This window comes from Mesorhizobium sp. M0028 (assembly GCF_040323855.1).
Lineage (GTDB): Bacteria > Pseudomonadota > Alphaproteobacteria > Rhizobiales > Rhizobiaceae > Mesorhizobium.
In genome coordinates this window covers 349,056-362,598 of sequence record NZ_JAMYVG010000002.1, presented here as the reverse complement: position 1 = coordinate 362,598, position 13,543 = coordinate 349,056, and the positions used below count along the sequence as shown (strand labels likewise).

Sequence of the window (13,543 nt, the reverse complement as noted above, 5' to 3'; positions counted from 1 at the left end):
AGCGCGAGGCTCATTGCGTATGATCGAGCACGACCTTGCCGAAGGGCGAGCCGTGCTCAAGGTACCGAAAGGCTTCGGCGGCCTGGGTCCACGGTACGACCCGGTCGATCACCGGTCTCAATCGGTTGACGACAATGGCGCGGTTCATCGCCTCGAAGGATTCGCGTGAGCCCACCGGTATGCCTCGCGCCCTGACCTGCCGGCGGAAGATGTCGAGCGGGTTGATGGCGCCGTCACTGCCGCCGAGATAGCCGATGACGTTGATCTGGGCGCCGCGCGCCGCTGCCCTCAGCGATTGTGTAAAACTCTGCGGTCCGCCAACCTCGATGATATGGTCGGCGCCGCGCCCATCCGTCAATCCCAACACGGCCGATGCCCAGTCGGGGACGCTGCGATAGTTCACGCCATCATGCGCGCCCAGTTGCTTTGCCCGTGCAAGTTTCTCGTCGCTGCTCGACGTCACGATGACGCGCGCCCCGGCAGCGGCGGCGAATTGCATCGCAAACAAGGAAACGCCGCCGGTGCCGAGACAAAGTACGGTGTCGCCGGGCTTGACGCTGCCCTCTGTAAACAGCGCGTGCCATGCCGTCACGCCGGCGCAGGGCAGCGTCGCCGCCTCGAAGTCGCTCAGATTGGCCGGCGCCAGCACCGCCGCCTGTTCATCGAGCCGAGCAAATTCGCTGAGCAGCCCGTCGATCGGGCCGCCACGTTGATAGGAGGGCTCGGCCATCGCGAAACTGCCGCCGACCCAGCGCTGCCAGAACGTGCCGCAGACCCGGTCGCCGATCTGGAACCTGCTGACCTCGGCGCCGACGGCTACGACTTCGCCGACGCCGTCCGACAGCGGCACCAGCGGCAATGCAAACTTCGTGTGATAGCTGCCGGGGACGATCTCGGCATCGCGGTAGTTCAGCGCCGTCGCCTTCACCTTCACAATCATCTCTTGGCGCCCTGGTTCAGGCATCGGCCGCTCGACCATTCTGAGATTCTCGAGGCCGCCCGGGCTCTGCAATTCGATCGCTTTCATCGTGTTCCTTCTCTGCTGGTGCTGCCGGAGGAAAATCGCTTGCCATCCATCGGATTTCAAATTCATAATGTTCAGCATAATTATGCCTCTCTGACATGTTCAGGTGTCTTGTGCTCGAAGAACTGAAAACACTGGCCCTCTTTGCCGAGGAGGGTTCGATTCAGAAGGTGGCTCGACGCCTGCCGTTGACGCAGCCGGCCGTCACCCGCCAGATCCAGCGGCTGGAGGAGATGCTCGGCACGGAATTGCTCGACCGCCGGCTAAAGCCGTCGCGACTGACCCCGGCCGGCGTAGAGGTGCTGGCACGCGGCAAGGACATTCTCGCCGCCGTCGACGCGCTGCGATCATTCGCCAGGGGCAACGAGCCGGAGGGTCTGCTGCGGCTCGGCCTCGCCCATGGACTTTGCGACAAAGCCGTGGCCGCCGCCATTGCTGATGCCGTGGCGCGGTTTCCGAAGGTTTCGCTGCGTCTGAAGAGCGGTTGGAGCCTTGAGCTGGCCGACCAGCACAAGCGCGGACAGCTCGACCTCGCCTTCATCCTGGACGGCGGCAATTCCAAAACTGGCGACGGCGTTGTCGGAACCGAGCCCCTCGCCATCATCGCCGCCGAAAACACCGGCCGGCAAGCCGACGTCAAGACCATGCCCTGGGTTCTCAGTCCTGAACCTTGCGACGCGCGCCGGCGGCTGGCGGCTGCCCTTGCCGAGGGCGGCCACAGGTTGATGGTCGGCGCCGAGATTCAGGACAGCGCGCTGCAGATCGACTGGGTTCGTCGAGGCCAAGGCCTTGGCCTGCTGCCCAAGCGGCTGCTGCAGGAAAAGCTGCCGGAGGGCATTGCCCTGGTCGACGCTCCCGGCCTCGAGCTGTCGCTGCGAATTGTCGTCTTGCGTTCGCCGCACCTGCATCTTTTAACAGAGGTAGCCGACGCCATGAGCGCGGCCGTAACCGCCATCGTCAGGACGGACTGAGGCTGCCGCGCCGCGCTGCCGGGCGAGCTTCGTTCCCGCTTCATCGGAAGGCGCTCCTTGCCTCTGCTAGCGATTTGTGGTCTTGGAGGCGCCAAATTGCCCTTTGCGGCGATCATCTCATTTCCGGATCACCTCACCATGGCCAAGATCAATGGCAACGAAATCCGTCCCGGCAACGTCATCGAGCATGATGGCGGCCTTTGGGTGGCGGTCAGGACCAACACCGTCAAGCCCGGCAAGGGCGGCGCCTACAACCAGGTCGAACTCAAGAACCTGATCAACGGCACCAAGCTCAACGAGCGCTTCCGTTCGGCCGAGACGGTCGAGCAGATCCGGCTCGATCTGAAGGATTTTTCCTTCCTCTACGAGCAGGGCGACGCGCTGGTGTTCATGGACACCGAAAGCTACGAGCAGCTCGAATTGCAAAAGGAGTTCGTCGGCGATCGCGCCGCCTTCCTGCAGGACGGCATGATGGTGACGGTCCAGCTCTATGACGAAAGGCCGATCGGCATTTCGCTGCCCGACCAGGTGACGCTGACCATCACCGAGGCCGACCCGGTGGTGAGGGGCCAGACGGCAGCCTCGTCCTACAAGCCGGCGATACTCGAAAACGGCATCCGTGTGCTGGTGCCGCCGTTCATCGGCTCGGGCGAGCGTATCATCGTCGATACCAACGAAATCACTTACGTACGCCGCGCCGACTAAGGCGTGATCCCGAAAAGTGGCAGACTTTTTGGATAGGATCACGCGTCAAAGCAGATAGGCGCAGCGACAGGAAGAAGAGCAATGGCGCGTTCCGCGATCCTCAATGTCATGGTCCAGGCCGCAATGAAGGCCGGCCGCTCGCTGTCGCGCGACTTCGGCGAAGTGCAGAACCTGCAGGTCTCGATGAAGGGGCCGGGCGACTATGTCAGCCAGGCCGACCGCAAGGCCGAAGACATCGTCTTTGCCGAACTGTCCAAGGCGCGGCCCGGCTACGCCTTCCTGATGGAGGAACGCGGCGTGATCGAGGGCGACGACGGCCAGCACCGCTGGATCGTCGATCCGCTCGACGGCACCACCAATTTCCTGCACGGCATCCCGCTGTTCGCGATCTCGATCGCGCTGGAGCGCCAAGGCCAGATCGTCGCCGGCGTCATCTACAATCCGGCGATGGACGAGCTCTACACCGCCGAGCGTGGCGGCGGCGCCTTCATGAACGATCGACGGTTGCGCGTCGCCGGCCGCACCAAGCTGGTCGATGCGGTGATCGGCTGCGGCGTGCCGCATCTCGGGCGTGGCCAGCACGGCAATTTCCTTGTCGAGTTGCGCAATGTCATGGCCGAGGTCTCGGGCGTGCGCAGCCTCGGCTCCGCCTCGCTCGATCTCGCCTACGTCGCCGCCGGCCGCATGGACGGTTTTTGGGAAATCGGCCTGTCGGCCTGGGATATTGCCGCCGGCATGTTGCTGATCCGCGAGGCGGGCGGCTTCGTCTCCGATTTTGCCGGCGGCCAGGACATGCTGACCGCCGGTTCGGTCGTTGCCGGCAACGAACTCATGCAACGCGCGCTGTTGAAGACGGTGAAGAAGCCGCTCCCAGCGCGCTGATGTAGTCGCGGCGCGCTGAAGCGCCGCAGTCGCAAAACCGCAACCAAAGCTTGAAATACTGTCCCGCGGCCGCCCAGATAAGGCGACGCAGGATCATCGATGACGAACAGCCGGCCCACATCCCAGAGCGAATTATCCCAGCTCGACATCCCCTTCATGGGGCGCTGGCATTACTCGCGCGCCGAGATCATCGCCGACGGTATCGTCCACGCCGTGGGCATCGTGCTGGCGATCGCTGCCGGCTCGACGTTGCTGGCACTGGCCGCCTATCGAACCGGCCCCGGCGAATATGTCGCCGCCGCCTTCTATGTGGTCTCGCTGCTCACCGTGCTGTCGGTTTCGCTGGCCTATAATCTGTGGCCGGTATCGTCGCCGGCGAAATGGATATTGCGGCGCTTCGACCATGCGGCGATCTACCTGCTGATCGCTGCGACCTACACGCCGTTCCTTGCCCAGCTCGGCGGCTCGCCGCTGGCTGTTTCGATGATCGTCCTGGTCTGGATCGCCGCGACGGTCGGCATCGCCATCAAGGTCTTTCTCCCCGGCCGTTTCGACCGGCTGGCAATCGTGTTCTATCTCGCCATCGGCTGGAGCGGCATCGTTCTGGTGGAGCCGCTCCTACGGACGCTGCCGGCGACATCGATCGCCCTCATCGTTGCCGGCGGCATCGTCTATTCCTGTGGCGTGATCTTCTTCGCCTGGAAAGGCCTGCGCTTCCACAATGCGCTGTGGCACGGCTTTGTCGTCACCGGCGCCGGCCTGCATCTGGCCGCCATGGTCGACTGCCTGGTCATCAACCGGCTTTGACCTCCGGTCGCGGACAGTGGCAATATTGCCAAGCGCCATTCAATTTCGTCACAATTCCGTTTAGAGTCGCAAACACAATGTGATCGGCGGCGATGGCATCGGAAACGGGGCACGGATGACTTTACTCAGATCCTTCGGCATGGGCAGGCGCTCCGACGTTCTGATCTACGACCCGCACAAATTGTCGAGCCCGCAGGTCTTTCTGCTGACCATGGTGATCTTTCTGTTCATCGTGGCCTTTATCGCCGCCATCCTGACCCGCCAGATCTCGACCGCCTTCGTCACCAATCCCGGCCTCAACGGCCTGATCATCGGCGTGCTGGCGGTCGGCATCCTGCTGGCCTTCGTCCAGGTCGGCCGGTTGTTCCGCGAGGTGCGCTGGGTCAATTCGTTCCGCGCCGGTTCCGAAACCACCGAACCCGTGCTGCTGGCGCCGATGAAGGCGATGATCGGCCGCTCCTCGACGATTGCCTTCTCGACCAGTTCGATGCGCACCATGCTGGATTCGATCGCCACCCGCCTCGACGAAAGCCGCGACACCTCGCGCTACCTTGTCGGGCTGCTGGTGTTCCTCGGCCTGCTCGGCACCTTCTGGGGCCTGCTCAACACGATCGGCTCGATCCGCGAAACCATCGAGTCGCTCGATCCCGGCACCGGCGACGCAGCGGCCGTGCTCGAATCCCTGAAGCAGGGGCTTTCCGCCCCTTTGGCCGGCATGGGCACCGCTTTCTCGTCGTCTCTGTTCGGCCTGTCCGGCTCGCTGGTGCTCGGCTTCCTCGACCTGCAGGCCGGCCGCGCCCAGACGCGCTTCTATACCGAGCTCGAGAACTGGCTGTCCTCGGTCACCGACCTGTCCTCCGACATCGTCGTTGCCGACGCGGCCAAGAGCGAACCCTCCGATGAAATCCGTCTGTTGTCGGAAAAGCTGCGCACCCTGCAGGAGAATGGCGGCGGCTCCAATCCGCGCGTCGCCACCGCCATGGCCAATCTCGCCGACGGCATTTCTGGCCTGGTCAAGAACATGCGCTCGGAACAGCAGATCATGCGCGACTGGGTCGAGGCCCAGTCCGACGAGCAGAAGGCGATGCGCAACACCCTGGAGAAGATCGCCGACGCCTTGAAGAAACCTGGAGTGCATTGACGTGGCGTTGGCACGAGGCCGGCGCTCCGACCGCCGCATCGATTACTGGCCTGGCTTCGTCGATGCGCTGTCGACGCTGCTGTTGGCGATCATGTTCCTGCTCACGGTTTTCGTGCTGGCGCAGTTCCTGCTCGGCCGCGAGATCTCCGGCAAGGACACGGTGCTCAACCGCCTCAACTCCCAGATCAATGAGTTGACCCAGCTTCTGGCGCTGGAGCGCTCGACGACGCAGGACAAGGAGGACACCCTTGCCAATTTGCAGGCCTCGCTGTCTGCATCGGAGGCGGAAAAGAGCCGGCTCGAACAATTGCTGGCGCAAGGCGCTGGCGCCGGCGACGCCGCCAACCAGCGCGCAACGGCACTTTCCGGCGAGCTCGACAGCCAGCGCCAGATCAGTCAACAGGCACTGAGCCAGGTTGAAATCCTCAACCAGCAGATCGCGGCGCTACGCAGGCAAATCGGAGCGCTCGAAGAAGCGCTCAACGTGTCCGAAACGCGCGATCGCGAGTCCAACACCAAGATTGCCGATCTCGGCCGCCGCCTCAACGTCGCGCTGGCGCAACGCGTGCAGGAACTGAACCGCTACCGCTCCGATTTCTTCGGCCGCTTACGTGAAATTCTCGCCGACCGCGAGAACATCCGCATCGTCGGCGACCGCTTCGTCTTCCAGTCGGAAGTGCTTTTCCCGACCGGCTCCGAAGTGATCAACGATGCCGGCAAGGTCGAAATGAAGAAGCTCGCCGATGCCATCATCGAATTGCAGAAGGAGATCCCGCCGGAGATCAACTGGGTGCTGCGCGTCGACGGCCACACCGACAACAAGCCGCTCTCCGGCACCGGCCGCTACCGCGACAATTGGGAATTGTCGACGGCGCGCTCGACGTCGGTGGTCAAGTTCCTGATCGAGAACGGCGTCCCGGCCAACCGGCTGGTCGCCGCCGGCTTCGGCGAATTCCAGCCGCTCGACCCCGCCGATACCGAAGAGGCGCGCAACAAGAACCGCCGCATCGAGCTGAAGCTGACCGAGCGGTGATCTGCAAGCCTTTGGCTCGTTACATGCACCGGATCGAGCCGGCTCAAGTCGGCGGCATCTAGGGCACTGGTGCGGCAGCGGCAAGAGCTGAAAAAATTACCTTTTTTTAATTACACTTTGCCACCACCACCTTTTAGCCTTGGTCATGGGCCGAGAACCGCCGGCGGTGGAACCGCTCATCGCGACCCGACGGAACCTGACGGCCCGCGGCCGGAAGGCGGGCCCCTCCCAACCACCGCCTTCCCCAGTAAAGGAGACGCAACCATGCGCTTCTTCGCTCCCAGGAACCTCAGGACTGCTACGCTCGCCACACTTCTCCTCGCCGTTCCGTTTGCTGGCGCTTACGCCGGCCCGCGTGTGACGGCCTTGATCAATCAGATCCAGAGCGTGGAGACGGGTATCCAGGGCGCCATCCGGGCGAACAAGCTCGAGCCGGGCGAGGCGCGTGACTTGCGCACGCAGGTCGCTCAACTCGATCGGGCCGCCCAGAGGGCCGCGCGCGATGGAACGATGCCGAGCACGCAATATCAGCAGTTGCTGGCGCAGCTCGACGATGTCAGCCAAAAGCTACGCGCTGATACCGGCAGTGCCTTCCTCATCGGCAACGGCGGCGATGGCGGATACTATCCTAACGGCTACGGCCCAAACTATCCAGGCGGCTGAGATCGGCCGCAGCGCCCGGCGCTGTGGCAATTGATTTTGCGTATGATCCTTTTCCAGTTTTCGGTTCAGGGATCATGCGCTAGCCCAACGCCAGCGCAATCAGCGCCAGCATTGCCGGCACTGTCTGGATGAACAGGATTTTACGGCCCACCGTCGCCGCGCCGTAGAGACCGGCGACGGCGACGCAGAGCAGGAAGAAGACTTTGAACTGGAAACCGGCTTCGCCGAGGTAAAGCCCCCAGATCAGCCCGGCTGCGAGAAAACCGTTGTAAAGTCCCTGATTGGCCGCAAGCACTTTCGAGGCACTGGCGAATTCCGGCGTCAGCTTGAATACCATGTGGCCGCGCGGCGTGTCCCACAGCACCGTCTCCAGATAGACGATGCAGAGGTGGATCACGGCCACCAGCCCGACCAGCACATTGGCGATCATATCTCGTCTCCCCCATTGCGGTCTGCCGCCGCCGACGACATTGATCACGCACGCCACGCTTCCGCAAGATGCCGTTCGGCCGTTGCGGCCGGCAGTCAATGCATCGGTCGCAGACGGTCTTCAGGGGTTGCCAACACTTTTGCGTTGGTATCTTTTCCCGCCGTCAAATCAGCGGAACCCACCATGTCCTTTCAAAAACTCGACGACCTCGGCCACAAGCTCGAAGCGCTGGAACATGCCCTCGCCATTCTCGGCGCCGACGAGGCGACCCATATGGCGGTCGGCGGCGGCGAGAAGCGCGCCGAGGCGATGTCGGCGCTTGCCGGCATGCACCACACCCAGGCGACTGCGCCGGAGATTGCCGACTGGATCGCGGCGGCCGAGCAGGAGGCGTTGAACGAAGAGCAGCAGGCCGCGGTCAGGGAATTCCGCCGGCAGTACACCAACCTGACCTGCCTGCCGGTCGAGTTCGTCGAGCGCCAGACGACTGTACGCATGCGCTCCGAGCAGCTCTGGCGCGACCTGCGCGCCAAGAACGACTGGGCCGGCTTCCTGCCGGCACTCGAAGGCGTCGTGGCGCTGGTCCGCGAGGAGGCGACACTTCGCGCCGAGGTGCTCGGGCTCGAGCCTTACGACGCGCTGATGGAGCAATATGACCCGGGCAATCGCACCGCCGACATCACGCCGGTGTTTGCCGAGTTGAAGGCCTTCCTGAAAGGCTTCGTACCGGAGGCACTGGCCGTGCAGGAAGAGCGGCTGGCGAAACATCCGCTAAAGCCGCTTTCCGGCAGCTACCCCTTGGACAAGCAGCGCGAGCTTGGCCTCGCCATGATGGCGGCAGTCGGCTTCGACCTCACCCACGGCTCGCTGTCGGTTTCGCACCATCCCTTCTGCGGCGGCGTGCCGAGCGACGTGCGCATCACCACCCGCTACAAGACCTCGGATTTCCTGTCGGCGTTGATGGGCGTGCTGCACGAGACCGGCCATGCGCTGTACGAGCAGAACCTGCCGAAGGCGTGGGCACACTGGCCGCTCGGCAGAGCGCGCGGCATGGCGGTGCATGAAAGCCAGAGCCTGTTCGTCGAAAAGCAGATCGGCCGCAATCCAGAATTCTGGCGCTGGGCGCTGCCGGTGGTCGAAAGGCACCTCGGCGAGAGCTGGACGATCGACGACATCCTGCCGCATGTGCACCGGGTCGAGCGCGGCCTGATCCGCGTCGATGCCGACGAGGTCACCTATCCGCTGCACATCATCCTGCGCTACGAGCTGGAGCAGGAGCTTGTCTCGGGGCGGCTTGAGGCAGCCGACCTGCCCGAGGCCTGGGATGCCAAGATGCGCGATTATCTCGGCCTGTCGACATCAGACAATCCGGCTGATGGTCCGATGCAGGACGTCCACTGGCCGGGCGCCGCCTTTGGCTATTTCCCTTCCTATACGCTGGGCGCCATGATGGCGGCGCAGCAATGGGCGGCACTGACCAGAGATCATCCTTCAGCCGACGAAGACCTCGCCAAGGGAGATTTCGCCGCGATCAACGACTGGCGCCGCAAAAGGATCTGGTCGCAAGGCTCGCGCTGGTCGACGCCGGAACTGCTCGAACGCGCCACGGGCGAAAAGCTCAATGCCGTGCATTTCACCGATCATCTGAAGAAGCGGTACGGTAACTGAGTCGCTTCGTCTGTTCCTGGTTCTTGCTGCGGTGACTGCAGAAATCCGCGAAACTGGCCTTTACTTTGGCAGGAAAGCCTCTGAAAAAGGAGTTCTTCCAAGTTGGGCGAGCGTAGATGTCTGCCTGTTACAGTTTTCGTAGGATGAAGTCTTTCTGGCCCCGCTTGGTATTTTTCATCTTGTTGATCGGCCTGAGTTCTCCGGCCATGTCCGACGACATGGTTCTCAAGGGCCCCGCGGAAAGCTGGGTAATGCAGGTTGATATTCCGGCTGCCGATCCCACCCGATCGGATCAAATCAAGAATGGCGTTTCATGGCTGCTCTCGGACGACCAGATCAAGCATCGCGCCGGCGGCTATGTCGAGTACTCGCGCACAGTCTATAAAATCGTTGACCGTCCCGGGCTGGATCGGGGCGCGAGTATCGATCTGCAATTCGATCCGTCCCGGCACAAGGTCACGCTCAACCATCTTCACATCATCCGCGACGGCGCCGTTTTGGACCGGCTGGAAGACGTCGAATTCGACATCTTCCGCAGGGAAAGAGATGCCGAGAAAGGCGTCTTCGACGGCTGGCTGACAGCACATGTCAACATCGATGACGTGCGCGCCGGCGACATCGTTGATTACGGATCGACCTATGAGATAACGCCGCTCGTTGGCAAGGATCTCTTCTTCAAGAATTTCTCCACCGAATGGGAAGAGCCGGTAGCGCTTATCCGCACGAGCATCATTTGGCCTTCGGGCCAGCCGCTCGAGACCAAGACAAGGGGGACCCAACTCAAGCCTTCGATCTCGTCGACAGGGCCGGACACGACCTATCTGTGGGAAATTCCAAACCCGAAACCGGTCAATGTCGAGGACAACCTGCCCGTGACATATCCAGGCTGGGGCTCTATCGATGTCGCATCGACCGCGAATTGGCAAAGTGTGGTCGATGCTGTTGCGCCCTATTACAAGCCAGCGACCGTTTTTCCCTCGGCTTTTGCCGCAAAGCTCGACGACATCGCACTGCGGCATCCAGTGCCCGAAGACCGGATGGTCGAGGCAATGCGGTTGGTGCAGGACCAGATCCGCTATGTAAGCCTGTCGATGGGTGCCGGTTCCTACATTCCGCGTGATCCCGCGACCGTCATCCTGAGCGGGTTTGGTGACTGCAAGGACAAGGCACTGCTGCTGGTTTCTTCGCTTGTGCGGCTTGGCATTGCTGCCGAGGTTGCCCTGGCCGATCTCGACGAAGGGCGGGCCCTGGACCAGCATCTGCCGGCGCTTCGCGATTTCGACCATGCCATCGTCAAGGCGAGGATCGGAACAAAGACATATTGGCTGGATGCTACCGACTATCTTCAGGGCGGCAAGGCGCCCAATCTCGCACAGTCGGACTACGGCTTCGCGCTGCCGCTTTCCAGCACCGGCGGATTGGAGAAGATGCCGAGTCCTGTGCTTACCAGCCCATCGATCCAGATCGCCGAGGACTTCGATTTTCCGCGGAAACCGGGCGATCCCCTCGTGCTGACGGTCTTCTCGACATATCAGGACGCCGATGCCGATTGGATGCGCGGCAATTTGGCCAGCCGGTCGCTGAGCGAGGTGTCGGACGCCTACCTGAAATACTACAACAAGCAATATCCGGGCATCCAAACCGTCGCCAAGCCGGAAATCGTGGATCGCCGCGACGACAACATAGTGAGCGTGAAGGAAAGTTATCGCTTGCCGGCAGAGGCGCTGGCGGCCAACGATCTGGCAAAGAATTTCCCGATCCGCGCGGCCGATCTCGGCAACAACTCTCTTCCAACCCCGACAATCGTCGACCGAACCGGGCCCGTCTCCATCGGCCCCCAGTTCTACCGGCGTCACAAGATAACGGTGCGCAACCTCAAGGCGAGGTTTTCCGGCGAGTCGATGAAAAACGTCGTGACGCCCTATCTGTCTCTCAAGGCGTCCTGGTCCAACACGCCCACCGAATTTCAAGTCGAATGGAACTTTCAGAGCCTGGCAACTGAAGTGCCGGCCAAGGCGATTGCCGACTATCTGAAAACCGTCGATGACGTCGCGGACGAAATCCGGTGGCAGTACGATTTTACCTATGAAGAGCCGCCTGCCGATGTGCAGCTCAGCGATCCGGCAAAGGAGCAGCGCCAGACCGTCGCCAGCATGCTTTTGTTGTCGTTGCTTGTCGGCGTTCCCCTGTTCATCGCCTATCGACGCGGCAAACGCCGAGCTTTCGGTAGCTGAAGAATCCCAGCGGTCGCTGGGGGACCTACTCGGCCGCGCCCCTGAAGGCATTCGCCCCGGTTTCGAACTGCAGCTTGGCCAGCCGCGCATAGATGCCGCCCTTGGCGACCAGGCTCTGATGCGTGCCTTCCTCGACGATGCGGCCGCCATCCATGACCAGGATGCGATCGGCCTTCAGCACGGTTGCCAGCCGATGGGCGATGACGATCGTGGTACGCCCCTGCATCAGCCGGTCGAGCGCCGTCTGCACCAGCGTCTCGCTTTCGGCATCGAGTGCCGAGGTCGCCTCGTCGAGCAGAAGGATCGGCGCATCGCGCAAAATGGCGCGGGCGATCGCCACGCGCTGGCGCTGGCCGCCCGACAGCGTCACCCCGCGCTCGCCGACCTGGCTGTCATAGCCCTTTTCGAGTTTCAGGATGAACTCGTCGGCAAGCGCGTCTTTCGCCGCCGCCTCGATCTCGGCCTGGCTGGCGCCAGGCCGGCCAAAGCCGATATTGTCGCGCGCGCTTGCGGCAAAGATGGTGACATCCTGCGGCACGATGGCTATGCGCGCGCGGATCGCGGCCGGATCGGCCTCGCGCAGATCGACTCCGTCGATGACGATCCTGCCGGCTTCCGGATCGTAGAAGCGCAGAAGCAGCGAAAACACGGTGCTCTTGCCGGCGCCGGATGGTCCGACGATCGCCACCGTCTCGCCGGGTTTGACCTGAAAGCTGAGGCCATGGACGGCGGCGCGGTCGGGCCGGGCCGGATAGGAGAAGGAGACATCGTCGAAGCTGATCGCGCCTCTCGCCTTTGCCGGCAGCGGCTTCGGATCGGCGGGCGCCTGGATCGCGGGTTTCTCGGCCAGGATCTCGGTCAGCCGTTCGGCAGCGCCTGCTGCCTGGGACAGTTCGCCCCAGACCTCCGACAAGGCGCCGAGCGCGCCAGCAGCGAACACCGAATAGAGCAGGAATTGGCCAAGCGTACCTGGCGACAGCGTGCCGTCGAGCACGTCGCGCGAACCGAACCACAGCACCGCCACCACCGAGGAAAAGATCATGAAGATGGCGAAGAAGGTGAGAAAGGAGCGGGCAAAGATCGAGGCCCGCGCCGCTTCGAACGCTGCTTCCACGGCGGATGAAAAATACCCGGTGACAAGCTTCTCGTTGGTGAAGGCCTGCAGGGTGCGGACCGCGCCGATCTGCTCGCTGGCATAGGCGGTGGCATTGGCCAGAGTATCCTGCGCCAGCCGTGACTTGCGCCGCACCGAGCGGCCGAAGGCGACCAGCGGCAGCACGATTAACGGAATGGCCGCGATGACCAGGCCGGACAGTTTTGGGCTGGTGAAGACCATCATCGCCACGGCGCCAAGGCCGAGGATGACGTTGCGCAAAGCCACCGAGGCGGTAGCACCCACGGCCGATTTGACCTGTGTCGTGTCGGCGGCGAGCCGCGAGACGATCTCGCCCGACTGGGCCGTGTCGAAGAAGGAGGGCGACAGCGTCGTGACGTGGGCAAAGACATCGCGGCGGATATCGGCAACGACGCGCTCGCCCAGCGTGATGACGAAATAGTAGCGGCTGGCAGACGCCGCCGCCAGCACGGCGGCCATCACCACCAGCATGGCGAAATATTCGGCAATGAAGCTGGAATCGGAAGCGGAAAAGCCGTGATCGATCATCCGCCGCACGGCCAGTGGCAGCGCCAGCGTCGTCGCCGCCGCGACGGCCAGCGAGATGATCGCGCCGATGACCATTTTGCGGTAATGGGTGATGTAGGGAAACAGGCGCTGCAGCGGCCTCAGCGAGCGCCTGCGCTCGTCTGCATCGCCGCTGATGTTCGCCATGACCGTGTCCTTTGGCCTTTTGAGGTTTGCGCCATCAATATGCGCTTGCCGCGGCCTTGTGATTCAATTCCGGCTGATGTATAGGCTCGCCGACCGTTTTAGAAGCCGTGGCTCCTCAATAGCTGCGGCTTCGAGTTTTAAAAAGGGGCGCATCGAC

At 62.8% G+C, this 13,543-nt stretch carries 12 protein-coding genes; 9 read left to right on the top strand and 3 right to left on the bottom strand.

The genetic code is table 11. The features are described 5' to 3' along the window. Positions 1-10 precede the first annotated feature (10 nt). The gene (locus NKJ93_RS06795; protein WP_352588236.1) at positions 11-1,027 is read right to left on the bottom strand and encodes a zinc-dependent alcohol dehydrogenase family protein; all 1,017 of its coding nucleotides are present in this window, start codon (positions 1,025-1,027) and stop codon (positions 11-13) included. Between the two features lie 95 nt (positions 1,028-1,122). On the opposite strand from NKJ93_RS06795, the gene NKJ93_RS06790 reads away from it, so the two are divergent. From NKJ93_RS06790 to NKJ93_RS06760, 7 genes are all read left to right on the top strand, one after another. After that, on the top strand, positions 1,123-1,995 hold the full coding sequence (locus tag NKJ93_RS06790; protein ID WP_352480922.1) for a LysR family transcriptional regulator: 873 nt from the start codon (positions 1,123-1,125) through the stop codon (positions 1,993-1,995). A 138-nt stretch (positions 1,996-2,133) separates the two neighbouring features. Next, positions 2,134-2,700 (top strand): elongation factor P, encoded by a 567-nt coding sequence (gene efp, locus NKJ93_RS06785; RefSeq protein ID WP_023678016.1) that lies wholly within the window; start codon positions 2,134-2,136, stop codon positions 2,698-2,700. 81 nt (positions 2,701-2,781) lie between these two features. Beyond that, positions 2,782-3,582, top strand: a complete 801-nt coding sequence (locus NKJ93_RS06780; RefSeq protein WP_023719626.1) for an inositol monophosphatase family protein — start codon at positions 2,782-2,784, stop codon at positions 3,580-3,582. A 99-nt stretch (positions 3,583-3,681) separates the two neighbouring features. Beyond that, a complete protein-coding gene (trhA, locus tag NKJ93_RS06775; protein ID WP_023719627.1) occupies positions 3,682-4,389 on the top strand; it encodes a PAQR family membrane homeostasis protein TrhA in 708 nt (235 codons plus the stop codon). Positions 4,390-4,504: 115 nt separating this feature from the next. Then, positions 4,505-5,530 carry a MotA/TolQ/ExbB proton channel family protein gene (locus NKJ93_RS06770; protein WP_023719628.1) on the top strand — a complete coding sequence of 342 codons (1,026 nt, stop codon included), beginning with the start codon at positions 4,505-4,507 and terminating at the stop codon, positions 5,528-5,530. A gap of 1 nt (position 5,531) precedes the next feature. Beyond that, entirely contained in the window at positions 5,532-6,563 is a 1,032-nt protein-coding gene (locus NKJ93_RS06765) for a peptidoglycan -binding protein (RefSeq protein WP_352480924.1), read from the top strand. Between the two features lie 264 nt (positions 6,564-6,827). Continuing rightward, entirely contained in the window at positions 6,828-7,226 is a 399-nt protein-coding gene (locus tag NKJ93_RS06760; protein ID WP_352480925.1) for a hypothetical protein, read from the top strand. Between the two features lie 79 nt (positions 7,227-7,305). Here NKJ93_RS06760 and NKJ93_RS06755 read toward each other — a convergent pair whose 3' ends face one another. Beyond that, positions 7,306-7,656, bottom strand: a complete 351-nt coding sequence (locus tag NKJ93_RS06755) for a DUF1304 domain-containing protein (RefSeq protein ID WP_352480926.1) — start codon at positions 7,654-7,656, stop codon at positions 7,306-7,308. Positions 7,657-7,839: 183 nt separating this feature from the next. Between NKJ93_RS06755 and NKJ93_RS06750 the strand changes: the two genes are divergently transcribed. Continuing rightward, positions 7,840-9,324, top strand: a complete 1,485-nt coding sequence (locus NKJ93_RS06750; protein ID WP_352480927.1) for a carboxypeptidase M32 — start codon at positions 7,840-7,842, stop codon at positions 9,322-9,324. 206 nt (positions 9,325-9,530) lie between these two features. Beyond that, positions 9,531-11,558, top strand: coding sequence for a DUF3857 domain-containing protein (locus NKJ93_RS06745; protein ID WP_352494150.1), 2,028 nt, complete (start codon positions 9,531-9,533; stop codon positions 11,556-11,558). Between the two features lie 25 nt (positions 11,559-11,583). Here the strand turns inward: NKJ93_RS06745 and NKJ93_RS06740 are convergent, their stop codons facing one another. Continuing rightward, the gene (locus NKJ93_RS06740; protein WP_352480929.1) at positions 11,584-13,386 is read right to left on the bottom strand and encodes an ABC transporter transmembrane domain-containing protein; all 1,803 of its coding nucleotides are present in this window, start codon (positions 13,384-13,386) and stop codon (positions 11,584-11,586) included. Between the last annotated feature and the right edge of the window lie 157 nt (positions 13,387-13,543).

What these genes read in the sequence shown, in the direction of transcription:
- NKJ93_RS06745 (WP_352494150.1), top strand. Translation starts at nt 9,531, where the DNA reads ATGTCCGACGACATGGTTCTCAAGGGCCCCGCGGAAAGCTGGGTAATG.
- trhA (WP_023719627.1), top strand. Translation starts at nt 3,682, where the DNA reads ATGACGAACAGCCGGCCCACATCCCAGAGCGAATTATCCCAGCTCGAC.
- efp (WP_023678016.1), top strand. Translation starts at nt 2,134, where the DNA reads ATGGCCAAGATCAATGGCAACGAAATCCGTCCCGGCAACGTCATCGAG.
- NKJ93_RS06755 (WP_352480926.1), bottom strand. Translation starts at nt 7,656, where the DNA reads ATGATCGCCAATGTGCTGGTCGGGCTGGTGGCCGTGATCCACCTCTGC.
- NKJ93_RS06750 (WP_352480927.1), top strand. Translation starts at nt 7,840, where the DNA reads ATGTCCTTTCAAAAACTCGACGACCTCGGCCACAAGCTCGAAGCGCTG.
- NKJ93_RS06740 (WP_352480929.1), bottom strand. Translation starts at nt 13,386, where the DNA reads ATGGCGAACATCAGCGGCGATGCAGACGAGCGCAGGCGCTCGCTGAGG.
- NKJ93_RS06790 (WP_352480922.1), top strand. Translation starts at nt 1,123, where the DNA reads ATGTTCAGGTGTCTTGTGCTCGAAGAACTGAAAACACTGGCCCTCTTT.
- NKJ93_RS06795 (WP_352588236.1), bottom strand. Translation starts at nt 1,027, where the DNA reads ATGAAAGCGATCGAATTGCAGAGCCCGGGCGGCCTCGAGAATCTCAGA.
- NKJ93_RS06770 (WP_023719628.1), top strand. Translation starts at nt 4,505, where the DNA reads ATGACTTTACTCAGATCCTTCGGCATGGGCAGGCGCTCCGACGTTCTG.
- NKJ93_RS06780 (WP_023719626.1), top strand. Translation starts at nt 2,782, where the DNA reads ATGGCGCGTTCCGCGATCCTCAATGTCATGGTCCAGGCCGCAATGAAG.
- NKJ93_RS06760 (WP_352480925.1), top strand. Translation starts at nt 6,828, where the DNA reads ATGCGCTTCTTCGCTCCCAGGAACCTCAGGACTGCTACGCTCGCCACA.